The sequence below is a fragment of the Fibrisoma limi BUZ 3 genome (assembly GCF_000296815.2).
Classification (GTDB): domain Bacteria; phylum Bacteroidota; class Bacteroidia; order Cytophagales; family Spirosomataceae; genus Fibrisoma; species Fibrisoma limi.
Genome location: NZ_CAIT01000009.1, coordinates 1,761,146 through 1,787,500, shown reverse-complemented (window position 1 = coordinate 1,787,500; position 26,355 = coordinate 1,761,146). Strand labels below are relative to the sequence as shown.

Genomic DNA, 26,355 nt, shown 5'->3' with positions numbered 1-26,355 from the left:
AGGTCCGTGGTTCGAGTCCACGCAGGCCCACAACTGGGGGATTAGCTCAGCTGGCTAGAGCACCTGCTTTGCAAGCAGGGGGTCAACGGTTCGAATCCGTTATTCTCCACATGAACCATACGGGTTCATAAGTTCTTTGACGTACAGAGAAAGACAGACAGCGGCTGAGAGGCTGACTGTGCTGAGTAAGCAAGAATTTGTGATTTTGTCATCACAGGGCAAGCACATAAATAAAGGGCGTCTGGGGGATGCCTAGGCTTCTGGTGGCGAGGAAGGACGTGGCAAGCGACGAAACGGTGCGGGGACCCGCTGGCAGGGGCTGATCCGCACGTGTCCGAATGGGGCAACCCACTAGCTTGAAGAGCTAGTACCCTTTCGAGGGGGCAAACGCGGTGAACTGAAACATCTAAGTAGCCGCAGGAAGAGAAAACAAGTCGTGATTTCCCAAGTAGTGGCGAGCGAACGGGGAGGAGCCCAAACCGGCTGGGTTACGGCCCAGTCGGGGTTGTAGGACCTGACAACAAGGCAGCAAGCGAACCGAAACGATCTGGGAAGGTCGACCGTAGAGGGTGAGAGTCCCGTACGGGTCAGGGCGCTGCCGGGTCGGGGATCCTGAGTAAGGGGGGGCCGGAGGAACCCCCTCTGAATCTGGCGGCACCATCCGCCAAGGCTAAATACGACCAGAAGACCGATAGGGCAGAGTACCGTGAGGGAAAGGTGAAAAGAACGGGGAGTACCCGGGTGAAAGAGAACCTGAAACCAGGCGCTTACAAGCGGTCGGAGCCCCTGGATGGGGGTGACGGCGTGCCTTTTGCATAATGAGCCTACGAGTTACCGTCACTGGCCAGATTAAGCGACTGGAGTCGCGAAGTCGAAGCGAAAGCGAGTCTGAACAGGGCGCATAGTCAGTGGGGGTAGACGCGAAACTTGGTGATCTACCCGTGGCCAGGCTGAAGGGGGGGTAACACCCCGTGGAGGGCCGAACCGATAAGCGTTGAAAAGCTTCCGGATGAGCTGCGGGTAGGGGTGAAAGGCCAATCAAACTGAGAAATAGCTCGTACTCTCCGAAATGTTTTTAGGAACAGCGTTCGATGTTACCACTGGTGAGGTAGAGCGACCAACAGGATGCGGGGGAGTCACATCCTACCAACTTCTGATGAACTCCGAATGCGCCAGGGGGTGTCGGGCAGTGAGGGGCAGGGTGCTAAGGTCCTGTTCCGAGAGGGGAACAACCCAGACCATCGGCTAAGGTCCCCAAGTGTGTGCTAAGTTGAACAAAGGCGGTCCGGCTGCTGAAACAGCCAGGAGGTTAGCTTGGAAGCAGCTATTCCTTTAAAGAGTGCGTAACAGCTCACTGGTCGAGCGGGGCGGGCGTCGATAATAAACGGGCATCAAGCACACCACCGAAGCCGTGGACTCATGCATGAGCATGATGTGGTAGGAGAGCATTCCCTTTGGGGTGAAGGTCAGGCGCGAGCTGAGCTGGACTGAAGGGAAAAGCAAATGTAGGCATAAGTAACGAGATGGAGACGAGAACTCTCCACACCGTAAGGCTAAGGTTTCCTCCGCGATGGTAGTCATCGGAGGGTTAGTCGGGACCTAAGGGGCAGCCGAAGGGCGGGCTCTGATGGCAAGCGGGTTAATAGTCCCGCACTGTCCATGCAGGTCGTCTCATGACGGAGCGCCGGGGCTGCTACGTCCGGCCGGAAGGGGGCGTTGAGGGGAGGCTACGGCTGAACCGAAGTGGCGAAGGGGCTTCCAAGAAAAGTGAGGCTGCGTTAAGCGCATGGGTACCCGTACCGTACACCGACACAGGTAGCCGGGATGAATAATCTAAGGTGGACGAAAGAATCATGGTTAAGGAACTCGGCAAGATAACCCTGTAACTTCGGGAGAAGGGGGGCCTACCCACGCGAGTGGGAGGCTGCAGAGAAGACGCCCAGGCGACTGTTTACCAAAAACACAGGACTCTGCCAAATCGCAAGATGACGCATAGGGTCTGACACCTGCCCGGTGCTGGAAGGTTAAGGGGGGATGTTAGGGGCAACCCGAGGCATTGAACTGAAGCCCCAGTAAACGGCGGCCGTAACTATAACGGTCCTAAGGTAGCGAAATTCCTTGTCGGGTAAGTTCCGACCTGCACGAATGGTGTAACGATCTGGGCACTGTCTCAACCATGAGTTCGGTGAAATTGTAGTAGCGGTGAAGATGCCGCTTACCCGCCACGGGACGGAAAGACCCCGTGCACCTTTACTACAGCTTATCATGGATCGCTGGTCAGGCATGTGTAGGATAGGCGGGAGGCAGTGAAGCGGTGTCGCCAGGCATCGTGGAGCCGACCTTGAAATACCGCCCTTGGCTGACTGGTGGTCTAACCTGCGAGGGGACAGTGGTTGGTGGGTAGTTTGACTGGGGTGGTCACCTCCGAAAGGGTAACGGAGGTTTCCCAAGGTCCGCTCAGGCCGGACGGTAATCGGCTGGGGAGTGCAATAGCAGAAGCGGGCTTGACAGTGAGGTCGACGGACCGATCTGGTGCGAAAGCAGGGTATAGTGATCCGGTGGTACTGCATGGGTGGGCCATCGCTCAAAGGATAAAAGGTACGCCGGGGATAACAGGCTGATCTCCCCCAAGAGCTCACATCGACGGGGAGGTTTGGCACCTCGATGTCGGCTCGTCACATCCTGGGGCTGGAGAAGGTTCCAAGGGTTCGGCTGTTCGCCGATTAAAGTGGCACGCGAGCTGGGTTCAGAACGTCGTGAGACAGTTCGGTCCCTATCTGTGGTGGGCGCAGGAAGTTTGCGGGGATCTGTCCTTAGTACGAGAGGACCGGGATGGACGCACCGCTGGCGGATCGGTTGTCATGCCGGTGGCACGGCCGAGTAGCTACGTGCGGATCAGATAAGCGCTGAAGGCATCTAAGTGCGAAACTGGCCCCAAGATGAGACTTCCGGTATAAAGGGTTGTGCGAGACGAGCACGTTGATAGGCGGCAGGTGCAGGGGGTGAGAGTCCTAGAGCTGAGCCGTACTAATGAGCCCGGACGTGTAGCTGTCAAATTCGAGTCAATACGTTGTTACGTTACTTGCGTTAGGTAAGTCTTTCTCTGTGCTGTCCAAGACACGAAGGTGTGTTTTGGAGTCGAAGGCTGCAACGATCTAAGCTGGTCCTGGTTAGGGGCTGGCGCCAGTCACAAGGAGGCTGGTGGTCATAAGGCGGGTGAGCACCTCTTTCCATCCCGAACAGAGCCGTTAAGCCCCGCACTGCCGATGGTACTGGAGTCGTTTCCGGGAGAGTAGGTAGCTGCCACCTCTTGTCAAGCGAGTCGAAGCCGTCCCCAAAAGGACGGCTTTACTCATTTATAGATCTTCCCAAAACTTGCCGATTGCTTCCAACGCTTCGGGTACGGTCTCAGAAACAACCAAAAGCGCACGATTCTCTGATTTCAAAAAACCGTCATCAACCATACGATCAAGCTGCTGAAGTAATAAGTCGTAATAACCGTTGCTATTAATCAAAGCAATAGGACCATCGTATATTTTAAGTTGCCGCCAGGCTAAAATTTCAAACAGTTCATCAAGAGTTCCGTAGCCACCAGGGAGCGCAATGACACCTTTAGCTAACTGGACCATCTTAAACTTCCGTTCGTGCATGGTTTCAACAAAATGTAATTCTGAAAGTGTTTGATGAGCTACTTCCAGTTCGGCCAAAAAATTAGGAATTACACCCGTTACCTGACCACCATGACTAAGAACAGAGTCGGCCACTGTGCCCATAAGGCCAAAGCCACCGCCCCCATAGATTAATCTGATATTTCGGACTGCAAGTTCTTTTCCCAGTTCGGCGGCAAGTTCTTTATATAAAGGATTAGATCCAGTACTAGATCCGCAATAAACAACAATACTGTGCACTTTAATTAGTTTTAAAGGTGATTAATGATCCGAGTTATTTGGACGCTGAGAGTACTAGCAGTTTTTCTTCAATCGATTCCAGACTCAAGCCACCAAAATTTCCTGAGCTCATTAACAGAAAGATTTCCGCGATTGAAGTTTGCGATATTAAAAATTCAAGCAATTGGACTGAATCGGTGAATACATGGAGGTCAGGTCGCTTAAAGGCCAGCTTTACATCGTCTACTGTAATAGGAGGCAACTGTTTAACAGCTAGGGTGTGTGAATCAAAGTAAATGACAGCAATATCAGCATCATCAAGACAACCTTCGTATTGACTGAGAAATGTTTTGTTGAGACTACTGTATGTATGTAGCTCAACGGCTGCTAATAATTTACGGCCGGGGAACTGCTGTCTTACTGCTTTAGTGGATGCTTCGACTTTTGAGGGGGCATGGGCATAATCTCTGAAGAGAATCCGATCACCTTCTTCAACAATCTTTTCCAGCCGTTTGGCGGCACCTTTAAACGAGCTGATGGCCTCATAGAAAAGATCTTCAGTTATGGCCAATCGGTCACATATGGCCATGGCACCTGCAATGTTTTTCATATTGTGCTCTCCAAACAGAAGAACGGGTACCTTACCCCCATTTTTTGTCAGCAAGTACGTTTTGCCGTCAATTATCTCACTGGGATGAGCATCATAAGGAATCTTTATAATATCCGTTCTTTCCTTTTGCCCAATAACATCCAGCATATCGTCAGATTCATCGAATACGAGGATACCGGCTTTAGGCATAGCTTCAGCAAGAAATTCAAATTGATCAACGTACTCGTCCCACGTTGGATATATGTTGACATGATCCCAGGCGATGCCGCTAATCAGAGCAATGTGCGGTTTATAATGAAGAAATTTCGGACTCGCATCAATAGGCGATGACGCGTATTCGTCACCCTCAATAATGATGATCGGCGCATCGGTCGAAAGTCGGGCCATTGTCTGAAATCCTTCGAGCTGGGCACCTACTAAATAATCAAATTCCCTGTTATGGTATTTAAGTACGTGGAGGATAATCGACGTAATGGTTGTCTTGCCATGACTACCAGCGATAACAATTCGTTGCTTATGCTGGCTTTGTTGATAAATGTATTCCGGGTACGAAAAGATAGGAAGCCCCAATTCAAGCGCCTTTATCAGTTCAGGATTATCCCGACGAGCGTGCATACCAACAATGACAGCATCTAAGGCAGCATGAATCTTGTCAGGAAACCAGCCAATCTGCGCTGGTAATAAACCGGCTTGCTCTAAACGAGTGCGCGAAGGCTCGTAGATTTCGTCGTCAGATCCGGTAACAAAGTAGCCTTGTTGATGAAGGGCAAGGGCTAAGTTGTGCATGGCGCTTCCGCCTATCGATATAAAATGAATGGCTTTGGATATCATTAACGCAATGGTCAGTGAAAAAACAAAATTAGCGGTTCTTACGAGTTTGCCGAAGATTGGTATCCTATGGCCAGCATAAGGGAAGAACCCCTGAACAGGTATGTTAAATGTGGGTAAATTTTTGCGTAAAAAAGAATCAAACCCTTTGCTATTACGTTTTCTATTCTGCGAGATAAAGAAACTTGGGAAACCCCATTTTTTGCCCCATTTTCGCGTGTTTTTCTCTGGACCACAACCGCTACGGCGGACCGCCTAATTTTATGCGCCGAACGAAGGGATGAAGACTTATTATGACCTTATTGATCAAACGTTTGAATTTCCGACCCGGGAGTTCAATGTAGAGAACAATCAATTGTTGTTCAACAATGTCCCTCTGATGGACATTGTCAAGCAGTACGGTACACCGCTTAAACTGACGTATTTACCGAAGATTACTGAGCATATTGAGCATGCAAAGCTGCTGTTCAAGAATGCCATGAAGCGGTATAACTATAAAGGCACGTACACGTATTGCTATTGTACGAAGTCATCCCACTTTCGGTTTGTGCTCGAAGAGGCACTGAAGAACAACATTCACTTAGAAACATCGTCGGCATATGATATCCCGATAATTCGGGAGTTGTACAAGCTGGGGAAAATTTCAAAAAGTACGTATATCATCTGCAACGGGTATAAGCGCCCGTTGTACACTCAGTACATCAGTGAACTGATTAATGAGGGTTATAACGTAGTACCGGTCCTCGATCATCTCAAGGAGATTGAGGCTTATGAGGGGAACGTAACGGCCGAAACCGTAAATCTGGGTATACGGATTGCAACCGATGAAGAACCGAACTTTGCGTTCTATACGTCCCGTCTGGGTATTCGGTACAGCGATGTCAATGAACTGTATCGTACTAAAATCCAGAATAGCGATCGGTTTAAGCTGAAGATGCTGCACTTCTTCATCAATACGGGTATTAAAGACAGCGCTTACTACTGGAGCGAGTTGAGTCGGTTCATGTATAAGTACTGCGAATTGCGCAAGATGTGCCCGGATCTGGATTCTATCGATATCGGAGGTGGGCTGCCAATTCAGACGTCGTTCCAGTTCAATTATGACTACCAGGCCATGATTGACCAGATTGTGGAAAGTATCCAGTGGATCTGTAATAAGAACAACGTACCGGTTCCGCATATCTTTACAGAATTTGGTAGTTATACGGTTGGTGAAAGTGGAGCAGTGATCTACCGGGTGATTGATCAGAAACTGCAAAACGACAAAGAGCTATGGTACATGATCGACGGGTCGTTTATTACGCAGCTTCCGGATGCCTGGGGGCTGGGCCAGAAGTACATCATGCTGTCGGTAAATAATTGGGATAATCCGTACCAAAAAGTTAACCTGGGTGGGTTAACCTGCGACTCCCATGACTTCTATAATACCGAAGCTCACAGCGCCGATTTGTACCTGCCGATCTTTGATCAGGATGCCGAAGAGCAATACGTAGGTTTATTCCATACGGGTGCTTATCAGGAGTCGCTGGGTGGTTATGGCGGGATTCAACACTGCCTGATCCCGGCACCTCAGCACGTTATTGTGGATAAGGATGAAGATGGTAATTTGCGGACGCGCCTGTTTGCTCCGGAGCAGAATAGTGAAGTGATGTTAAAGATTCTCGGCTATGGTGGTGCCGAACCGGGGCCAACTGAACTGGATGCAGCGACCGAAGCAGCCGAGGAGCGTGAGGAAGAGTTAATAAAAGAAGAAAATTAATAACTAAAGGCCTGGCTATGTATCAGTAAACGGCTCGCCATTCGTTTATAATAAAGGCCAGGCCTATATTTGTTTCTATGAAAAAGCTATTCATTATCGGATCGTTGTGTGCTACGTTGTTCATGGGTGCCTGCAATCGAAAGGCGACTTGTCCGGCGTATGGTAGTGTTCAGAAACCTGCTCCGGCACAGGTTCGCGCCTAAAATTTCACCACTCTAAGTTGCTTAAGCTGACAATGGTTAGTTTTCGACTAACGGTTGTTGGCTTTTGTAGTTAGGCTGAAAATTCAGCAGCAGTTGCGATGCTTCGAGGAGATTGGACGCGTAACCATCACTGTTTGTTGCCGGCGTTCTGGAATGTGTAATCTGAACCGTTCTGACACCAACTCGTTTGCCAGCCAGAATATCACGCGAGGCATCTCCGACCATCCAGGAGTCAAAGGGATTGATGTTGTATTTAGCAATGGCTTTCTCCAGCAGCAATGATTCGGGCTTTCTGGTTAACGAACGGGTATCGTAGTCAGGGTGATGTGGGCTGAAGTAGATATCGTCCAGGACGTTATTACATTTTTCCTGTAGGTATTGGTAGCATTTCAGTACGTCCTCGCGTGTATACAGACCTTTGGCGATCCCCGCCTGATTAGTGATAACAATCAATAAGTAACCGGCGTCTTTTAACATACGCAAGCCTTCCGGCACGCCTTTGGGTATAATAAAGTCTTCGATCCGGTAGACATAATCTACCCGGTCTTCATTCAGTACGCCATCGCGATCTAAGAAGACACACTTGTTCATTTGAAGGAAGTGTATGGTATGAGCTGTAAAAATAATATTTTTCTGTTAATATTTTGAAGTAAAAACAGAATTATGTTTTTGTAAAGTAAAGAATAGGAAACAAAAGCCGGTATGACAACCGGCTTTTGTTTCCTATTCTTTAGCGGATTTAATTCGATGCGTCAAGTAACTGCTGCTCAAGCGCCTTAATCTTTGCTTCTGCGTCAGCCAGCTTTTGACGCTCGCGTTCGACTACATCAGGCTTCGCGTTGGCAACAAATTTTTCGTTTGATAGCTTCTTCAACACAGAATCGCGGAAGCCAGTGGTGTATTCCAGTTCTTTCTGAGCATTGGCTAACTCCTGCTCCTGATCAATCTCACCCGCAATGTTCACGAAGAACTCGTCGCCCTTGATAACGAAAGCTATCCCGTCAGTTTTGTCCTCAACATAACCGACTGACGACAACGTCGCCATTTTATACAACAACGGTTCAAGCGTTCTAAACCGCTCTGGCGTACTTGTTTTGATCGATAAAGGTAGCTCAACCTTCGGGGCAATTTGCTTGCTGTTCCGGATGTTTCGTACGCTGGTGACTACCTCAAACAGCAGCTCGAAGTCAGCTAACAGGTTTGAATCAATTGAGCCAACTTTTGGGAAGGCGGTAACGCAAATGCTCGCACCTGCCTGGCGTTCGCGGATATCCTGCCATATTTCCTCCGTAATGAATGGCATAAACGGATGTGCCAAACACATCAAACGTTCGAAGAAATTAATCGTGGCGTCGTATGTGGACTGGTCAATCGGCTGCTCAAAGCCCGGCTTGATCATTTCCAGATACTGCGAGCAGAAATCATCCCAGATCAGCTTGTAGAGACTCTGCAAAGCGTCAGAGATGCGATACTTGCTGAAATGGTCGTTAACCTCGGCCAGCGTCTGATTTAGTTTTGATTCGAACCAGTTAACGGCCAGGGCGTTTCCAGAGTGCTCAGACGGCTTATTATGCACCTGCCAGCCTTTTACCAGCCGGAATGCATTCCAAACCTTATTATTAAAGTTTCGACCTTGTTCACACAGCTTCTCGTCGAACAGAAGGTCATTACCAGCGGCTGAACTAAACAACATGCCCGTCCGAACGCCATCGGCTCCGTACTTCTCGATAAGATCAAGTGGATCAGGTGAATTGCCAAGCTGTTTCGACATCTTACGCCCCAACTTGTCGCGTACCATTCCAGTGAAATAAACGTCATGAAACGGCTTCTGACCCCGGAACTCGTAACCAGCAATAATCATCCGGGCAACCCAGAAGAAGATAATGTCAAAGCCTGTTACGAGTGTGTTCGTTGGATAGTAATACTTGATTTCCGGGTTGTCGGGATTTCGGATGCCGTCAAACACGGAAATTGGCCACAACCACGACGAGAACCATGTATCCAGTACATCCTCGTCTTGCGTCAGATCGGCTTCAGTCAGGGCAAATAGCTGATACTCACGCTGCGCCTTGCGGAGAGCTTCCCGCTTGTTTTTAGCAACAATGACGGTACCGTCTTTCATGTAGAAAGCTGGAATCTGGTGCCCCCACCAAAGCTGTCGGCTGATGTTCCAATCGTGAGGGTTTTCCATCCACGACCGGTACATATTTTTAAACTTAGCCGGATGCAGTTGAACAGTGTCGTTCATAACGTTCTCGAACGCGGGCTTCGCCAATTGGTCCATTTTCAGGAACCACTGCAACGAAACCCTCGGCTCGATGACCGCGTTTGTCCGCTCTGAAAAACCAACGTTTGACTTGTAGTCTTCTGCTTTGACCAAATCCCCCGTTTCTTCCAGTTCTTTTATAATGGCTTTCCGCGCGGCAAAGCGATCCATACCGACGAATATCTGTGCCTTCTCGTTAAGGCTACCGTCTTCGTTGAGAATATCGATAACGGGCAGATTATGCTTCAGGCCAAGAGCGTAGTCATTTGGGTCGTGGGCAGGGGTAACCTTCAGACATCCCGTTCCAAAATCCATCGTTACGTAGTCGTCCGTAATAATTGGAATCTCACGATTAATGAGCGGAATCAGCGCTTTCTTACCGTGCAGGTGCTTATATCGCTCGTCGTTGGGGTTTACCGCAATGGCCGTATCAGCCATAATTGTTTCCGGCCGAACCGTGGCGATGGTGATATAGGAGGGAGAAGAGGAGGAAAGGGAGGAGGGGGACGAAGGGGAATTAACCGGTCCTTTCTCCCTTTCCTCCTCTCCTCCTTTTACTTCATACCGGATATAGCACAGCTTCTGCTGGACTTCTTTCGTTATTACTTCTTCGTCGGATACGGCGGTACGGCCCTGCGGGTCCCAGTTCACCATGCGGATGCCACGGTAGATTTGACCTTTTTCGTACAAGTCGACAAAAACGTCAATTACCGACTCGTACAAGGCCGGCTCCATCGTAAAGCGCGTACGGTCCCAGTCGCAGGATGCGCCGAGTTTGCGAAGTTGTTGCAGGATGATGCCACCGTATTTATGCGTCCACTCCCAGGCATACTCCAAAAATTTCTCCCGGCCGATCTCGCGCTTGTCTATCCCTTGTTCCTTTAGCATGGCCACCACCTTAGCTTCCGTTGCGATAGACGCGTGGTCGGTTCCAGGCACCCAGCAGGCGTTCTTGCCTTCCATCCGGGCCTTACGAATCAGTACGTCCTGGATCGTGTTGTTCAGCATGTGGCCCATGTGCAGCACACCCGTTACGTTCGGTGGTGGAATGACGATTGTGTACGGCTCGCGTTTATCGGCAACGTCCGTTGGGGGCATCGACTTAAAGAAATGGTTATCAAGCCAATATTGATACCATTTCTCTTCAATATCTTTCGGGTTGTACGTCTTTGAAATCATGCGCTCGTTTCTTTTCGCTCTTTGCGATAAGACAGTACGCTCTTTGCAATAAGGAAAATGTAAACGCAAAGAACACAAAGGCTACGCAGAGGACGCTCAGTTTTTATTGTCCTGCAAAATTAGTTAATTCGGAGTCGGTGCGAAAACGAATGGCTGTTTTGCACAGTTTTAGTCTTATTGCTATACTTCATCAAATACGGTCATGGACTTTGGAAAAACTACCCATTTAGATACGGTCAATTTTGCCTTACCGCCCGGTCCGGCTTTTAACGCTCGGGTGTGGGCTGGTTTAGACCAAACGGCGCATCCGGAGGTATACATCGGTGGGCCGATCTGGGCGAATAAAGACTACGTCGGTAAGATTTATCCGTCTAACGCCAGGGAGAAGGATTATCTGCACTACTATACGCGCCAGTTTAATACGATTGAACTGAACCTGACGCATTATCAGATTCCGACGCCTGCTATGATTGAGAAATGGAAGCAGGAAGCCGCCGGATCGTCAGCCAAGCCGGGTTTTACGTACTGCCCCAAGTTTCCGCAGGCTATCAGTCACGAGCGGATGCTGCAAGGTGCTGAGTCGTTGACCGAAGAGTTCATTAACGCGGTGTTGTCGCTGGAAGAGTTTCTGGGTATGGCGTTTCTGCAGCTGCCGCCTTCGTTCGGACCGGATAAGTGGTCTGTGTTGGAAACGTATCTCAAGAGCTTGCCGGATGATCTGGATGTGGCCGTTGAGTTCCGTCATCCGGATTGGTTCCGTAAAGCTGAGACCTGGCAGCGGACGCTCGAAGGATTACATGCCTTGCACCGACACGTAGTAAATACCGACGTAGCCGGTCGGCGGGATGTGTTGCACATGGGCTTGAGCAGTCCTACATTAACATTACGGTTTATCGCCAACGAAGGCCATCCAACCGACTATTCTCGCGCGGATGCCTGGGTGCAGCGGTTAAAATCGTGGTTCGAGAAGGGCTTGCAAACGGCTTATCTGTTTATCCACGGCGGGGCGGAAAATGATACGGCCCCCGAGCTGATTCTGTACTGGGTTCGCGAGTTGAATAAGCATTGTGGTCTGAGTCTCAAGGAACCTGTGTTGCAGCCAAAGGTGGTGCAGGGAAGTTTGTTTTGAGCTATATTGCAATATGAACTACAGAGATCGGATCGTTGCTGACTATCAGATAATGCTGGGCAAACCCGTAGTTAAAGGTACCCGGATAACGGTCGAATTACTTTTGCGAAAAATGTCCGAAGGCGCTACATCGGCCGATTTGTTAGCGATGTATCCACATTTGGAGGAAGCAGACATAATGGCTGCCTTGATGTATGCTTCTGATATCTTGGCAAATGAAGAAGTGATCATGTTGAATGCAGCATGATCATCGCCTTATTACTGCGATTCGAGAGCTATGCATTGAAGTGTACTCGGTTTATGAGGGCAACCGAGGTATCAGAGATGAAGAAGTGATAGAATCATCCCGAAATCCATACCGCATTATTTTAAAAGAGACAAAGATTTTGGCGAATGGGTATTTGCGCATCATATCAATGACATCAGTATTATATTTCTGCGCTACCATTTCAAAGGGACAGTACTCATAAAGGCAGTGCTGGTGAAGTTATTGTCTGAACGACTTATGGATCTGGTTGGGTATTTTACTACGGTTACAGTTCAAAAAATTAGAATTAGGCGAATTGATTCATAGATGAAGACCATCTAATTTGTTGCTTTCTGACTAGTCAGTTACCTTTGCCCCATGAATTCCACAAACAACACGCACCGGCATCATCATTCAGTCGTTAGCTAACGGCAGAGCGGTGGCCTGTTTTTGTGGATATAGACGAGCAATACGTTACTCACGATACACCAAGCCCGGTTCTGCTGACGAGCCGGGCTTTTTATTTACCGATACGTCGGACCGTCATGAAAACTGTCATTATCAAGTACAACGCGGGCAACGTACAATCCGTTATGTACGCCCTGGATCGGTTAGGTGCGAGCTACCTGCTCACCGACGACGAAGCCGAAATCCGTTCAGCCGATAAAGTTATCTTTCCCGGTGTGGGCGAGGCTAGTACGGCAATGGCATACCTGCGTCAGAAAGGCCTGGATAAACTTATTCCAACGCTCAAACAACCGGTACTGGGTACGTGCGTCGGTATGCAACTGATGTGCCGCCATTCGGAGGAAAATGATACCACCTGCATGGGAATCTTTGACATCGACGTTCGGAGGTTTCCCAGCCAGCCTGGGTTTAAAGTGCCGCACACGGGCTGGAACAGCATCCATAGCCTGAGTGGGCCGCTAACGGAAGGCTTACCCGAAAATGCGTACGTTTACTTCGTTCATAGTTATGGTGCGGATGTTTGCGCTGAGACAACGGCTGTCTGTGAATACGTCCGGCCGTTCAGCGCCATGTTGCAGAAGGATAATTTCTATGCGGCTCAGTTCCACGCCGAAATCAGCGGAAATGTAGGGCAGCGAATTCTGGAGAATTTTTTGAAACTTTCTTAACCGCAACGGCGCAAAGGATTCGCCAAGATCGCTAAGTATTTCTTTGTGCTCTTTGCGTATTCTTTGCGCCGTTGCGGTTCAAAAAAACATGCATATCATCCCAGCTATTGACCTTATCGAAGGCAAGGCCGTTCGTCTGACACAGGGCGACTACAGCCAGAAGAAAGAATATAACGCCCGTCCGCTTGAGGTGGCCCAGCAGTTTGAAGACGCCGGTCTGACCCGCCTGCACCTGGTCGACCTCGACGGCGCAAAAGAGAAGCGCGTGGTCAATTGGAAAGTTCTGGAGTTAATTGCTTCCAAAACTCGCCTGCACATCGATTTTGGTGGAGGTGTTCAGTCCGACGATGATTTGCGTGTCGTGTTCGAATGTGGTGCCAGGCAGGTAACGGGCGGCAGTATTTCCGTAAAGCAGCCGGATGTATTTGAGCGGTGGCTGTCGCGATACGGCTCGGAAGCGATTATACTGGGGGCCGACGCTAAAAACGAGAAGATTGCTGTCAGCGGTTGGGAAGAATCAACCGCTGTGTGGATATACGACTTTGTGGAAAACTATGTGGATAAAGGTGTTAAGTATGTGATTAGCACCGACGTAGCGAAGGACGGTTTGCTACAGGGTCCATCGTTTGAACTCTATCGCAATTTGCAGGACCGTTTCCCGGATCTTAATATTATCGCCAGCGGGGGAGTAAGCGGAATGAGCGATATCGAAACCCTAGCCGATATGAAATTATACGGCGTTATTGTCGGTAAGGCGATTTACGAAGGTCGAATTGCCTTAAAAGACCTGTCCGTTATTAATAATGGCTGAGTAAGATTATGGAGTGGAGGCTGCTCTTACTAGCTCTTTCCTTGACCATTATCCACAGAGCAAAGAACAGGAAAACATAGTTGGGATTTTAGATGAACTAAACTCCATTTTTATAACTGAGAACCTGGAGAAGCGATAACAATGACAGGCGGCTACACCATTAGTACGGATAAAACGAAATTAGACGTAACACTCATCCACCAGTTTTTAAGCCAGGAGTCGTACTGGGCTGCGAACATCCCTCGCGAAATTGTTGAGCGCTCCATCAAGGGGTCGTTGTGTTTTGGGGTTTATCTGGACGGTCAGCAAGTGGGATTTGCCCGGGTTATAACTGATGAAGCAACGTTCGCTTACCTGGCTGATGTATTCATCCTGTCCGAACACCGGGGGAAGGGGCTGTCGAAGCAGTTGATGGAAACAATTTCGGCCTGGCCAACGCTCCAGGGGCTACGTCGATGGATACTGGCTACGCGGGATGCACATACGTTGTATGAGCAGTTCGGATTTAAAGTCCTTGATACACCCGAAATTTTTATGCACAAGAAGTTGATCGAGACGTATTGATATGCTAACTAAACGAATCATACCCTGCCTCGATATTAAAGACGGGCGGACAGTGAAAGGGACAAATTTTGTTAATCTCCGCGACGCTGGTGATCCCGTCGAACTGGGAGCCATATACGCGCAGCAGGGAGCCGACGAACTGGTTTTTCTCGACATTACGGCAACCGTCGACGAACGTAAGACACTCATTGAGCTGGTTCGTAACGTAGCGCATGCGGTCAATATACCGTTTACGGTTGGGGGCGGCATTTCGTCCAAGGCAGACGTATCTGCTCTCTTAAACGCCGGGGCCGATAAAGTATCGATCAATTCCTCGGCTGTACGGAATCCCGCCTTAATTGACGAGCTGGCATTGGAGTTTGGAAGTCAGTGCGTTGTGGTGGCGATAGATACCCGCTACGTTGATGGCGAGCATATTGTCCACACCCACGGGGGCCGGAAGCCCACCGAATTACGCACACTGACCTGGGCCAAGGAAGTAGAAAACCGGGGAGCCGGCGAAATCCTGTTGACATCGATGGACACCGATGGCACGAAAGCGGGCTTTGCTCTCGAACTGACCGCCCAGGTATCAGGTGCGGCTAATATTCCCGTTATTGCGTCGGGCGGGGCCGGATCGATGGAACACTTCGTAGATGTGTTTACTACCGGAAAAGCAGACGCAGGATTGGCCGCCAGTATCTTTCACTTCAAAGAGATTGATATTCCGGCGCTGAAGGGGTACTTGCAAAGCAAGGGAATAGAAGTGCGAATGACATTATAACCCGGCGTAAACAGCCCACTAACCGTAGCGGGCTGTTTATGTTAAAACTTAAATCCCAGATCGACCGAAACGACCCGGCTTTTCGAGGTTAACTGACTGCCACGCGCTACGTCTAACAACCCCCGTTGATAACTGACACCAAAGTTGAAGGCATTAACAGTATTGATTTTATACTGAACGCCAGTACCAAGCAGTAACTCAACATCGCCATAGCTGTATTGTCGGCGGTCGCCACCGCTTTCGGCCTGGTACAACCCGTTGCGTTCCTGGTCAAGGGCTTTTTCGGCCAGTTTGAAACTGAGAAGTCCACCAGTCTGGACATACAGGCGGACGTTCGGAGCAATGTTGTTAGCAAACATCTTTACAGTAGCCGGTACCTGTACATACTGCAAGTTGTAAATAGATTGTTTGCCTGGAGCGCCGGGTGTCCAACGGGGAAGTCCATACGAACCGGGCATCTGAAAGCCCGAGCGTTTGATGGTGTACCATAAACCCGAGCTGAAAGCGTAGCGGTCTTTAAAGAAAAAATAATCCAGCGTCGGCCCAACGCTCAATCGAACGCCCATACCATTGTCCTTGAAGCCGGCGTAGGTACCGGTTCCCTGGGCCGTGTTGATATTGAGTGATGGTGCAAACCGGATACCCATTTCGATCAGGTGGCTGGGCCGTTCGTAATCAGGATAGGTTTCATCGTTCGACTGCTCGGTTGTGCGCCGACGTTTTCTGCGTTTTATTTCATCATTGTACGCCCGGCTGTTATCGTCGTCATCGTTTCGTCTCCGTTCGTTGTAGTCATCGCCCAGGATTGCCTTGAAACGCCGGTCAGCTTCTTTCGATGTACGAAACTTAGGTTTATACGTTTTAGGTTGGGAAGCAATGCTTTGAGCCCAGCCAGCCGAACCGGTTAATAGGGCCAGAATCAGGAGAATCCCTGCAACTTTTTTCATAATTTTGTACGTTTTCAATAAAGAAAACTGGTCGATTTCATGCAAATCCGAACGGTCCTCGCTTGGACTATCTTTCTGCTTATAGGTTTAATCTCCGTGGTTTCGTGTACAAAACGCGAAGAAGTTGCTATTCAGCGGTTGGATCAGCGGCTATTTTCCGGCAAGTCAAGAGATAGTATTCGAAATTTTCTTAACCAGAATCCGAGCATAGCCCAATTGTATTTTAACGCGAACGGAGCAGGTAGTGATACCGCCCTGGTGAATGAATTATACACCCGTGTTAACGACCCGGAGCTGAACGTATTGTACCAGCAGGTGCAATCCGAGTTTGACGACTTGGCAGACCTGAAAGAGCAGTTGTCCGAAGCCTTCACCAACATCAGGAAAGATTTTCCGGATTTTCGGTCACCCAGGGTTGTTACGGTTATGTCGGGGTTTCTCGGCACGGATTTATTAGTGTCGGATAGTCTGGTCGTCATTGCACTCGACTATTTCGCTGGACCTAAAGCTAAATATCGTCCACAGGGACCAAATTTCCCACAGTATATCCTGCGTCGTTATCAAAAGAACTATATCGTACCGGCAGTTGTGTTTGCTTTATCCGACAAATACAACGCCACTAATCCCGCCGATCAGACCTTACTGGCCGATATGATTTACTACGGGAAAGGGTACGTTTTCACCAAGACTATGCTGCCCGAAGTAGATAATAGCTTCATCATCGGGTATACGGATCAGCAATTGACGGAAACGTATAACGCGCAGGATCTGGTTTGGGCGCATTTTATTGATAATCAGTTACTGTATCAGACTAATCCTGCCGTAAAACAGCGATATTTGAACGAGCGTCCGTTTACGGCCGAGATCGGCCCCAGGGCTCCGGGAGCTATTGCCCGTTGGGTGGGGTGGCGAATCGTCAGCCGCTACTACGATGAAAATTCTAACGTGTCTATCCAGGAGTTAATGGCGAACGCCGATGCCCGGCAGATTTTTCAGCAGTCAGGTTACAAAGGACAAATAGAAGAAGAATAAAATAAACTTGCCGGAACAGCGACACTGTAACTGATTGGTATAAACGCAGTATCGTTGTTCAGATTTAACCAACATTATGGCAAAACGAGGAAGGAATTTAGGCGACGACGCTACTCCTGAAGATAAAAAGAAAATTACCGGCGAAAGTCTGCGCAAGGCGCTGAGTATTTTCCGCTTTGTAAAACCGTACCGGCTCCAATATGGACTGGGATTCATTTTTCTGGTGTTGTCGACGGGGACAACGCTTAGTTTTGGTTTGTTAATTGGCCAGATTACCAGTGTGATTCAGGGTAACTCTGACTTTTCGCTCAATCAGGTGACGCTGTTTTTCGTGGGCGTGCTGGTAGCGCAGGCTATCTTCTCATTTTTCCGCATCTACTTCTTCTCCCAGGTTAGTGAGCGAGCCATGGCTGATGTGCGCCGGGCAACCTACAGCAAAATCATTACGCTGCCCATCCCGTTTTTTGAGCAGCGACGCGTGGGCGAACTGACCAGCCGCATCTCGGCCGACGTATCGCAGCTTCAGGACGTACTTACCTTAACCCTGGCGGAACTGTTCCGGCAAGTAGCTACGCTGACCATCGGTACGGGGATTATTTTTTACGTTTCGTGGAAGTTGACGCTGTTCATGCTGGCTACCTTTCCGGTCATTATTGTGGCCGCTATGGTCTTCGGACGGTTCATTCGTAAGCTGTCGAAGCAGGCACAGGATCAGTTGGCGGCTGCCAACGTTATCGTTGAGGAAACACTTCAGTCGATTAACGTCGTCAAGGCGTTTACCAACGAAAAACTGGAAATAAATCGGTACGCTGCGGGCCTGCAAAAGGTGGTTAACACGGCCCTGAAAGCGGCTAAATTCCGGGGGGTATTCGTCTCATTCGTGATTTTTGCCTTGTTCGGTGGTATCATCGGCGTAGTGTGGTACGGCGGTACGCTGGTGCTCGGCGGTGAGATGCCGTTTGCCGATCTGCTCACGTTTATTGTTTATACGACATTCATAGGCGGCTCAGTAGCCGGAATGGGCGACCTCTATGCACAACTGCAACGTACTGTTGGTGCGTCGGAGCGAATTCTTGAAATTCTGGCTGAGCCGTCGGAGGTTGATGCCACTCAGGAAGAAGCGCCCCTGTTCGTGCCCGTTCGCGGTGACGTATCATTCCGTAACGTTCAGTTTGCTTACCCTTCACGCCCTGATGTACCGGTATTGAAAGGCATTTCACTCGACGTGGCCTCCGGACGTAAAATTGCGCTGGTTGGTCAGAGTGGCGCGGGTAAATCTACAATCGTTCAGTTGCTGATGCGGTATTACCCGGTCAGTAACGGACAGATTACCGTGGATAACCGGGACCTGGTGTCGTTTAACATTAGTGAGCTACGAAAAAATATCGCCGTAGTACCCCAGGAGGTTATGTTGTTTGGCGGGACCATCCTCGAGAACATTTCATATGGTAAGCCCAATGCCAGCGAAGCCGAAATACGAGAAGCAGCCCGCAAAGCAAACGCACTGGATTTCATCAAGTCGTTTCCGGAGGGTTTTCAAACGGTTGTTGGCGAACGGGGCGTTAAGCTTTCGGGGGGGCAGCGGCAACGGATTGCCATTGCCCGGGCCATTTTGAAAGACCCGGCTATCCTCATCCTGGACGAAGCTACCAGTTCGCTCGATGCAGAATCAGAACGCCTGGTGCAGGAAGCACTGGATGAACTGATGCAGAACCGGACTACCATCATCATTGCGCACCGGCTGGCTACAATCCGCAAGGTTGATACGATCTACGTCATTCGTGAGGGGCAGATCGCTGAGTCTGGTACGCACGACGAGCTGGCCAATCTGGAAGATGGTATTTATGCGAATCTGGTTAAATTGCAATTTGAAACGATTGAGTAACAGTCTACGGTTTTAGGTTGAAACGCCGGAATGAAAAAACCGTAAACACAAAACTGTAAATCACAAACCATATGTCTTCAGCCGTGCAAACCTTGAAGAACTCCGGTCTCCGGCACACAGGCAGCCGGGAGGAGGTATTGGATTTGTTTCTGAGCGCCGACCACGCGCTGGCCCACAGTGATATTGAACATGGCCTTGGCCCGGATCACGACCGGGTGACGATCTACCGGACGTTACGCACGTTTCTGGACAAGGGTATTATTCATAAAGTACTCGACGATGAGGGAGGAACAAAGTATGCGCTCTGCCGGGAAACCTGTACCGACGGCCATCATCAGCATGAGCACGTACATTTCAAGTGCGAGACCTGCGGACAGACAACTTGTCTGGACGAGGTTCATATACCGGCCGTATCGTTACCCCAGGGATATAACCGTAAAGAAATGAACCTGTTAATTCAGGGCGTTTGCTCGGATTGTAATAAATAACGCTTGTTGCAAGGGATAAAGCCTGTATGTTTATGGTATAATCTATCAGGCTAAACCCGAACGTACGATTTCTCTCCGGTATAGGCCTTTGTTTAAAAATGCCTATCGAAACATTCCAGCAGCGACAGCAACAATATCGTCAAGCTGAACAAGCCGTACAGCGTCAATACAATCAATTGGCGTTCTGGCGGCTTGTTTGGTTCATCAGCAGCATTCTGGTCGTTTGGTTATTGATCCGGCATGATTACCAGGCAGGGGCAATTAGCGTGGGTTTTCTTGGGGTTGCGGGGTTCATGTTCATGCTGAAGCGGCATCAGACCATCCGTCGCGAACGGGATCTGAACCATCATCTGGCTTTGATTAACGAAGACGAAGCTGCCCGGTTGAAGCGGCAATACCTGCGTCCGGAAACGGGAGAGGAGTTTGCGGATCCGACGCATTATTACTCGGGCGATCTGGATGTATTTGGCAAACACTCATTATATCGGCTGCTTAACCGCACGCATACCTACGAAGGCAAGCAACGGCTGGCGAAGTGGTTGAAGGCGCCCGCATCACCCGATGCCATACGACTTCGTCAACAGGCGGTTGGCGCGCTTACATCTCAACTCGACTGGCGCCAGCAGTTCGAAGCGCTCGCTTACCTGGACGACACCATCGGTAACTCACCCGAATCATTACGTCAATGGGCAACCGCCGAGGCAGCACCGTTGCCTGCGTACCTAAACATTGTTCGGTTTTTGCTGCCGGCGGTTACGACCGGGCTCATCATTGCGTGGATGGTGGGCTATCTGCCGGGACTGGCGGTGTTGATCGCCCTGGCTGTACACGGGCTTGTGTTAAGCCAGACAAGTAAACTGGCACAAGGTGTTAGTGAGCAGACATTTGATATTACCAAAGCCCTGAACACCTTCAGGAGTTTGTTTGAGCACGCTGAACAGCAAAAAAGTGAAGCCACCCGAATCCGGGCAATCAAACAGGCGTTACTATCAAATGGCATTCCGGCTTCCAAAACAATCGGACGGCTGTCGTCGCTGACTGAAGGGCTTAATTACCGTCGAAATCCTTATTTCTATGTATTTGTTGCTGTTCTAACCCTGTGGGACGTTCATTACCTGCATCGACTCGAACGGTGGCGGCAGCAGCATGGACCTGATTTGTCGCGCTGGTTCGAAGCCCTGGGCGAACTGGAGACCCTCAATAGCCTGGCTGGTTTTGCGTTTGCCCATCCAGGCTACGCTATCCCGGACATTGCAGAAAGCGAACTAACGCTGGAGGCAACGGCGGCAGCCCATCCATTATTGAGCCCTGACAAAAGCGTTCCCAATTCGTTGTCATTGACCGGTTCGGGGCAGACAGTTTTAATTACCGGCTCCAACATGTCAGGAAAGAGTACGTTTCTGCGTACGTTGGGGGCCAACGCTGTATTAGCGTTAATGGGGGCTGTAGTGAGTGCCGAGAAGTTTATCTGTTCGCCTGTACAGGTGTTTACCAGCATGCGAACGCATGATTCGCTCGAAGAAAGTACCTCATCATTTTACGCAGAACTGAAGCGGCTTCAAACGTTGATTGGATTAGCACAGCCGCAGCCACAAACAGGTCTGACGGAACGTCTGACTGGAGCAACTGAAGCCGCTGTAAATAGGTCAGATGGAACGTCTGACCAAATGAAGCCACTACCAATCCCGGTTCTCTACTTTCTGGATGAAATTTTAAAAGGTACCAATTCCGCCGATCGGCACCGGGGTGCAGAAGCGTTGATTCGGCAGCTACATCGTACCAGCGCTTCTGGCTTTGTGTCAACCCACGATCTGGAATTAGGACAGCTTTCCGACGCTTCCAATTTTGTTCGTAATTATCATTTTCAATCTGATCTGCGCAACGGCGAACTCTTGTTTGACTACAAGCTTCGTCAAGGCATCTGTGAAAGTTTTAACGCCAGTCAGTTAATGCGAGCTATAGGTATTCAAATGGATGCCGTTCAGCCTCAATGACTAGTAAGTAATTTTAGTAGTTGAATTATTCTTTTTTATCTGTAAACAGTACAAAAACGCCGTTTATCCATTTGCTGAATGAGCTGAATGTAGTATATTTGCTAACGCGGAAATAGTATGCACGCATACTATTTCCGCGTTCAGAATCGCAAACTATGTGGCTTAGAAAGAGTTATGTGTTGGGCAATAAACATGAAAAAAGCCTTTCCACTGGAAAGGCTTTTGTAAACGTGGTGATGGACGGAATCGAACCGCCGACACAAGGATTTTCAGTCCTCTTTTGGCTGGTTTAATATGGTTTAATATGGACTTATATTGCTGATTATCAACAGATTATGAAATAGGTCGAACCAGCTTAAACCAAGTAAAACCACGATTTGTTGTACCATTGTTGTACCAAAAAAGGGGGTTAAATGGCTGTCGTTAAGCTCGTTCTGCGCAAGAAGCCCAACAAAGAGGGCAAATGTCCGCTCACATTACGCATTACCCAGGACCGCAAATCCAATTTTATCTATCTAGGCCACCACATCGACCCCGCCGATTGGGATGAATCCAAACAGCGCGTCAAGAAATCGCACCCCAACAGCGCCAGGCTCAATAACCTCATCATAAAGAAGTTAGCTGAAGCAAACGATCAATCCTTAGAGCTTGAGACCCAAAAATCGTATGTCTCCGCTCAGGCCGTCAAGCAAAGGATCAGGCCATCCGCAGGCAGCACCTTCTTTGCCCAGGCGGATTTATACCTGCAACGCCTAAAGGAAGCCGGAAAATATAACCAGTACACTGCTGACAAGCCGCGCGTCAAACACTTCAAAGAATTCATCAAGCACGACATCGGCTTTCCCGACATCACCGTTGCCATGCTGGAGCGGTTCAAAGCCTATGTACAAAACACGCTTAAGCTCTCAGAGCGCTCCGCCGTCAACCATATCGTGATGATGCGCTCAGTCTTCAGCCACGCCATCAAGGAGGGCGCAGTCGATAGCAAGCATTACCCGTTCGGCAAGGGTAAGATGAAGATCAAGTTTCCCGAATCCAGCAAAATCGGCTTAAACCCGGACGAGATTAAGAACCTGGAAACAGTCACGTTGGACGGCAATGCCGACCATGCTCGTAATCTATGGCTGGTGTCTTACTATTTCGCAGGGATGCGTGTCAGTGATCTGTTACGCTTGCGGTGGAGCGACTTTCAAAACGAGCGGCTCCATTACGAGATGGGTAAGAACAGCAAGAGCGGTTCGCTCAAAATCCCCGACAAGGCCGCTACCATCATCGACCGGTACAAGCAGTTTCAAGAGAACAAGGACGATCTAGTGTTCCCAGAACTAAAAGGCGTGGACTTTAACAATAAGTTTGTCCTGCAACGCACGATTGCCTTTAAGACAAGCGCCATCGACAAGACCCTGAAAACGCAGGTCGCACCAGCCGCCAAGATCGACAAGAAACTGACGATGCACCTGGCCCGCCATTCTTTCGCGCAGGTCGCCAGCGATAAGATACCGGTGCAAATCCTGCAAAAGCTCTACCGGCATAGCAGCATCATTACAACGATGGGCTACCAATCAAACTTTACCACTCAGCAGACCGATGATGCGCTCGACGCCGTGCTGAATATAGACCGAAAGCTAAAGTCGTAATGGGAAACAATATAACTTCTTTTCTTTTTAAGGCAGATTTTCTAGTTTGGATTAAAAAATACAATGGAAGTTATCTGCCTGCATGACGAAGCCTTTTATGCCTTAATCGACAAGGTTCTTGAACGGGTTCAACAACAACAGGCGGTCCGAGAAGACAAATGGATCTCAGGCAGTGAAGCCATGAAAAAGTTGCGAATTCAGAGCAAAACGACTTTGCAAAAGCTTCGCGATGAAGGCAGCATTCGGTTTTCACAACCCGAAAAGAAAATCATCCTGTACGACAGCGATTCCATCAATGACTATTTATCCCGCCATTCTAAATCCACTTTCTAACCATGAAAGATGAGGAAGAGCCGTCCATAGAATTTCTAAAAGGCTATAATCATGGCTACCAACTGGCCAAACATGAACCAGAGCTATTGGACAAAATTCTAAAGTCGCAAAGTAACCATGCTCAGAATGATTACAGCAGGGCAATCGCCCAAGGTAAAAGTCAGTATGAACATGAAAAGCTCGTTGCCGAGATGAAAGCTATTCGTGAACGGCAGCAACAGACAATTAGAAGAAAACGATAAATGGGGTTAAGTTCTCATGAATGCCGAAAAGAGACCTTTTAAAAATTGAGGCGCTCATTCAGAGAAATACAAATTAGCTATTCAGTATTCTTGTCTACTCTGCCTGTAAGCTAACTGGATGTTTATTGGTTTTACAGCTTACATTTCAGTTTTCCTTCCTTTAATGAATCAAATTCAAACTCTACGCCGGCGCTTGCACATCATCCGGATGGTCGACCGGCCTTTTCTATATCCTTCCCTCAGGAAGTTGGTTGACCAACTCAGCGAAGATTTCGACGCCGTTTCAGAACGAACCGTTGAGCGAGACATCCGGGCAATCGGAACGACCTATCAAATTTATATTCGGAATGACCGGCGCAAAGGGGGCTATTACCTAGATCTGCCCACCGACGAAGATATAGCTGACTTTGAGCAGTTTGTGCAACTGCTCGAACGACGTGAACGGTTGGAATTTCTGACGTCGTCGGTAGCGAGTATTCGGGGCATTGGGCGCTATTTGCAACTTGAGCATAACACGCAGTTTACAGGCTCCGAACATTTACCGCTGTTATGGCAGGCGCTACAAACAGGTCGTTGTGTGGAGTTTGTCTACCGAAAGTTTGAGAAAGAGGCTGACGAAGGAAAGCTCCGGCGGGTAGAACCGGATTTATTGCTGGAGTACCGTAACCGATTTTATCTGGATTGCTTTGATCTGGAAGCCAATCAACCACGCACCTTCGGCCTGGATCGGTTGCACGGGCTTTCCTTGACCCATCAGCCTATTTCAGCTACCCGTACGGGCCAGCGCCGAACCGACCGCCGACACGCCATCGGCGTAACCTGTCCGCCTGACCTCGAACCTCAACGGGTGGTCCTGCGCTTTCAGGCCAGCGAAGCTAACTACGTCCGTTCATTACCGTTGCACAGTAGTCAGCGGCTGCTTCAGGAAACCCCCGACTTTGTTGATCTGGAATTGACCGTTATTCTCAACCACGAACTTGAGCGAGAAATCCTGGCCTTCGGCGAACTGGTCGAAGTGCTGGAACCAGCTGAACTGCGGGAGAAGATGACGGATCGGATACGAGTACTGAGCAAAAAATATTATTGATTATATTATTATAGTTATAAGATCCCGTAGTACTGTAAAGTAGAGATTAAGGGCTGCTCTAGATTTATTTATTGTATAAAGCCAAACAAAATTGCTTTTGTTATAGTTGTGGATTGCGACAGTAAACTCTAAATTCTATGAAGAAAGTAGTAGTTACTCCAGAAATCCAACCCATTTTTAGACGTACGTTACGTACGCTCACATTCTTTGATCAGAGTGAGTTGATAATAATTTCCGAAAACCAGAGCAGGAAATATGACACTGAACAAGTGATTCGGCAAATTATTGAATTTTCACCATCATTGGTCATTACTCAAGACAAAGATCTAGCTAGTATTTGCATTAACCTGCTTGGATGTCCTAAAGTCATATTATTGAGGGATTGTCAGCCAAGCTGCGATCGTACCTTTTTGTCAAATGCTCTAGACATCAGTGCTTTTATGACTTCTAGCGCCAAACTATTCACAATGTAATTAATCGCACCCATTGCGGGTATTGAAATTAGTAGTGTATGGCGGACATTAATCCATCCCAATTATCAATCGCACCTTCGGGTATTTTTTCTGCAAACCGTCAATTTCTGGCGGAAACGCCATTCACCTTTGACCCACATCACCGATTAACTGAAAATAACAACCTTCTAAACATCCATGCGCCTTCAACTACAACTAACGCCCAATACCCAACCGGTTCCCTACGACCACCTGCACCAACTTACCGGAGCCCTGCACAAATGGCTGGGTCGAAATGACATTCATGATGGCCTGAGTTTATATAGCTTCGGCTGGTTACGAGGGGGAGAAAGCCGTAACGGTTCCTTACGTTTCCCCAAAGGAGCCACCTGGAATATCTCTTTTTTTGATGACGAGAAAGCCCGGCAACTACTAAAAGGTATGCTGGACCAACCCGAGTTGGGCTTTGGTATGCAGATTCATGAGATTCGTGAGATAGCCCCGCCATCGTTTCAGTCCCATCATTATTTCCTGACAGATGGCTCCTCGATCGTCATTCGCCAAAAACGGCCCGATGGCTCGCGAGCCTATCTACTCTGGGATAATCCAGCTACTGACCAGGCATTAACGGAGTCGTTTCAGCGCAAACTCACGGCGGCTGGTTTTTCCGGAGCTGACCTCGGTGTGACGGCTTCGTTCGATCGTACATACCAAAATGCTCGTACCCGTAAGATCGCTATTAAAGGTACTAATCATCGGGGAAGTGAATGCCCGGTGATTGTTGAGGGAACTCCCGATGCACTACATTTTGCCTGGACGGTGGGACTCGGTGAATTAACAGGCAGCGGTTTTGGCGCATTACGTTAATCCGATAAC

The 26,355-nt window shown here is 49.0% G+C and carries 23 protein-coding genes, 3 tRNA genes and 2 rRNA genes (1 of these 28 running past the window's edge); 22 read left to right on the top strand and 6 right to left on the bottom strand.

The genetic code is table 11. From position 1 onward, the window contains the following. The 4 genes from BN8_RS27200 to rrf all read left to right on the top strand — a co-directional run. Positions 1–30: transfer RNA gene (locus BN8_RS27200), tRNA-Ile, on the top strand (it extends 44 nt beyond the left edge of the window). Between the two features lie 5 nt (positions 31–35). Beyond that, positions 36–109: transfer RNA gene (locus BN8_RS27195), tRNA-Ala, on the top strand. A 112-nt stretch (positions 110–221) separates the two neighbouring features. After that, positions 222–3,052: ribosomal RNA gene (locus BN8_RS27190) — 23S ribosomal RNA — on the top strand. Positions 3,053–3,197: 145 nt separating this feature from the next. After that, positions 3,198–3,309 (top strand): 5S ribosomal RNA (gene rrf / locus BN8_RS27185). A 47-nt stretch (positions 3,310–3,356) separates the two neighbouring features. On the opposite strand, the gene BN8_RS27180 is transcribed toward rrf, so the two are convergent. Continuing rightward, positions 3,357–3,908, bottom strand: a complete 552-nt coding sequence (locus BN8_RS27180; protein WP_040006587.1) for an LOG family protein — start codon at positions 3,906–3,908, stop codon at positions 3,357–3,359. A gap of 34 nt (positions 3,909–3,942) precedes the next feature. After that, positions 3,943–5,328 (bottom strand): UDP-N-acetylmuramate--L-alanine ligase, encoded by a 1,386-nt coding sequence (locus tag BN8_RS27175; RefSeq protein ID WP_009285163.1) that lies wholly within the window; start codon positions 5,326–5,328, stop codon positions 3,943–3,945. A 277-nt stretch (positions 5,329–5,605) separates the two neighbouring features. Here BN8_RS27175 and BN8_RS27170 point away from each other — a divergent pair, with 277 nt between their 5' ends. Together BN8_RS27170 and BN8_RS33785 are read left to right on the top strand one after the other, a co-directional pair. Further along, the gene (locus BN8_RS27170; RefSeq protein ID WP_009285162.1) at positions 5,606–7,084 is read left to right on the top strand and encodes a type III PLP-dependent enzyme domain-containing protein; all 1,479 of its coding nucleotides are present in this window, start codon (positions 5,606–5,608) and stop codon (positions 7,082–7,084) included. A 77-nt stretch (positions 7,085–7,161) separates the two neighbouring features. Next, positions 7,162–7,287: a hypothetical protein gene (locus BN8_RS33785; RefSeq protein WP_009285161.1), complete on the top strand. Its 126-nt coding sequence runs from the start codon at positions 7,162–7,164 to the stop codon at positions 7,285–7,287. Between the two features lie 36 nt (positions 7,288–7,323). Here BN8_RS33785 and BN8_RS27165 read toward each other — a convergent pair whose 3' ends face one another. Then, a complete protein-coding gene (locus BN8_RS27165) occupies positions 7,324–7,878 on the bottom strand; it encodes a D-glycero-alpha-D-manno-heptose-1,7-bisphosphate 7-phosphatase (RefSeq protein ID WP_009285160.1) in 555 nt (184 codons plus the stop codon). 148 nt (positions 7,879–8,026) lie between these two features. Continuing rightward, complete coding sequence (locus BN8_RS27160) at positions 8,027–10,732, bottom strand: valine--tRNA ligase (protein WP_009285159.1); 2,706 nt, start codon at positions 10,730–10,732, stop codon at positions 8,027–8,029. Positions 10,733–10,934: 202 nt separating this feature from the next. On the opposite strand from BN8_RS27160, the gene BN8_RS27155 reads away from it, so the two are divergent. The 6 genes from BN8_RS27155 to hisF all read left to right on the top strand — a co-directional run bounded on the left by BN8_RS27155 (position 10,935) and on the right by hisF (position 15,382). After that, on the top strand, positions 10,935–11,861 hold the full coding sequence (locus BN8_RS27155) for a DUF72 domain-containing protein (protein WP_009285158.1): 927 nt from the start codon (positions 10,935–10,937) through the stop codon (positions 11,859–11,861). 13 nt (positions 11,862–11,874) lie between these two features. Next, on the top strand, positions 11,875–12,108 hold the full coding sequence (locus BN8_RS27150) for a DUF433 domain-containing protein (protein WP_040006586.1): 234 nt from the start codon (positions 11,875–11,877) through the stop codon (positions 12,106–12,108). 545 nt (positions 12,109–12,653) lie between these two features. Next, positions 12,654–13,244 carry an imidazole glycerol phosphate synthase subunit HisH gene (hisH, locus tag BN8_RS27145; RefSeq protein ID WP_009285157.1) on the top strand — a complete coding sequence of 197 codons (591 nt, stop codon included), beginning with the start codon at positions 12,654–12,656 and terminating at the stop codon, positions 13,242–13,244. An 88-nt stretch (positions 13,245–13,332) separates the two neighbouring features. Further along, positions 13,333–14,055, top strand: a complete 723-nt coding sequence (gene hisA / locus BN8_RS27140) for a 1-(5-phosphoribosyl)-5-[(5-phosphoribosylamino)methylideneamino]imidazole-4-carboxamide isomerase (RefSeq protein ID WP_009285156.1) — start codon at positions 13,333–13,335, stop codon at positions 14,053–14,055. Between the two features lie 141 nt (positions 14,056–14,196). Further along, positions 14,197–14,619 (top strand): GNAT family N-acetyltransferase, encoded by a 423-nt coding sequence (locus BN8_RS27135; RefSeq protein ID WP_009285155.1) that lies wholly within the window; start codon positions 14,197–14,199, stop codon positions 14,617–14,619. A gap of 1 nt (position 14,620) precedes the next feature. Next, on the top strand, positions 14,621–15,382 hold the full coding sequence (gene hisF / locus BN8_RS27130) for an imidazole glycerol phosphate synthase subunit HisF (RefSeq protein ID WP_009285154.1): 762 nt from the start codon (positions 14,621–14,623) through the stop codon (positions 15,380–15,382). 41 nt (positions 15,383–15,423) lie between these two features. On the opposite strand, the gene BN8_RS27125 is transcribed toward hisF, so the two are convergent. Then, positions 15,424–16,329: an outer membrane beta-barrel protein gene (locus BN8_RS27125; protein WP_009285153.1), complete on the bottom strand. Its 906-nt coding sequence runs from the start codon at positions 16,327–16,329 to the stop codon at positions 15,424–15,426. 39 nt (positions 16,330–16,368) lie between these two features. On the opposite strand from BN8_RS27125, the gene gldB reads away from it, so the two are divergent. The 4 genes from gldB (at position 16,369) to BN8_RS27105 (ending at position 21,728) form a co-directional block, all read left to right on the top strand. Continuing rightward, entirely contained in the window at positions 16,369–17,361 is a 993-nt protein-coding gene (gene gldB / locus BN8_RS27120; RefSeq protein ID WP_009285152.1) for a gliding motility lipoprotein GldB, read from the top strand. 76 nt (positions 17,362–17,437) lie between these two features. Beyond that, positions 17,438–19,246 (top strand): ABC transporter ATP-binding protein, encoded by a 1,809-nt coding sequence (locus tag BN8_RS27115; RefSeq protein WP_009285151.1) that lies wholly within the window; start codon positions 17,438–17,440, stop codon positions 19,244–19,246. Positions 19,247–19,317: 71 nt separating this feature from the next. Beyond that, on the top strand, positions 19,318–19,734 hold the full coding sequence (locus tag BN8_RS27110) for a Fur family transcriptional regulator (protein ID WP_009285150.1): 417 nt from the start codon (positions 19,318–19,320) through the stop codon (positions 19,732–19,734). A gap of 98 nt (positions 19,735–19,832) precedes the next feature. Next, positions 19,833–21,728, top strand: a complete 1,896-nt coding sequence (locus BN8_RS27105) for a MutS-related protein (protein ID WP_040006585.1) — start codon at positions 19,833–19,835, stop codon at positions 21,726–21,728. A 231-nt stretch (positions 21,729–21,959) separates the two neighbouring features. Here BN8_RS27105 and BN8_RS33075 read toward each other — a convergent pair. Beyond that, positions 21,960–22,090, bottom strand: a tRNA-Ser gene (locus BN8_RS33075). A gap of 51 nt (positions 22,091–22,141) precedes the next feature. On the opposite strand from BN8_RS33075, the gene BN8_RS27100 reads away from it, so the two are divergent. The 6 genes from BN8_RS27100 to cas6 all read left to right on the top strand — a co-directional run bounded on the left by BN8_RS27100 (position 22,142) and on the right by cas6 (position 26,346). Further along, positions 22,142–23,365 carry a site-specific integrase gene (locus tag BN8_RS27100; protein WP_009285148.1) on the top strand — a complete coding sequence of 408 codons (1,224 nt, stop codon included), beginning with the start codon at positions 22,142–22,144 and terminating at the stop codon, positions 23,363–23,365. A 63-nt stretch (positions 23,366–23,428) separates the two neighbouring features. Next, positions 23,429–23,698 carry a helix-turn-helix domain-containing protein gene (locus BN8_RS27095; protein WP_009285147.1) on the top strand — a complete coding sequence of 90 codons (270 nt, stop codon included), beginning with the start codon at positions 23,429–23,431 and terminating at the stop codon, positions 23,696–23,698. Positions 23,699–23,700: 2 nt separating this feature from the next. Beyond that, positions 23,701–23,940: a hypothetical protein gene (locus BN8_RS27090; protein WP_040006582.1), complete on the top strand. Its 240-nt coding sequence runs from the start codon at positions 23,701–23,703 to the stop codon at positions 23,938–23,940. Positions 23,941–24,103: 163 nt separating this feature from the next. After that, positions 24,104–25,027: a helix-turn-helix transcriptional regulator gene (locus BN8_RS27085; protein ID WP_009285146.1), complete on the top strand. Its 924-nt coding sequence runs from the start codon at positions 24,104–24,106 to the stop codon at positions 25,025–25,027. A 137-nt stretch (positions 25,028–25,164) separates the two neighbouring features. After that, positions 25,165–25,500, top strand: coding sequence for a hypothetical protein (locus BN8_RS27080; RefSeq protein WP_040006580.1), 336 nt, complete (start codon positions 25,165–25,167; stop codon positions 25,498–25,500). Positions 25,501–25,677: 177 nt separating this feature from the next. Then, positions 25,678–26,346 (top strand): CRISPR-associated endoribonuclease Cas6, encoded by a 669-nt coding sequence (gene cas6, locus BN8_RS27075; protein ID WP_009285145.1) that lies wholly within the window; start codon positions 25,678–25,680, stop codon positions 26,344–26,346. The last annotated feature ends 9 nt before the right edge of the window (positions 26,347–26,355 follow it).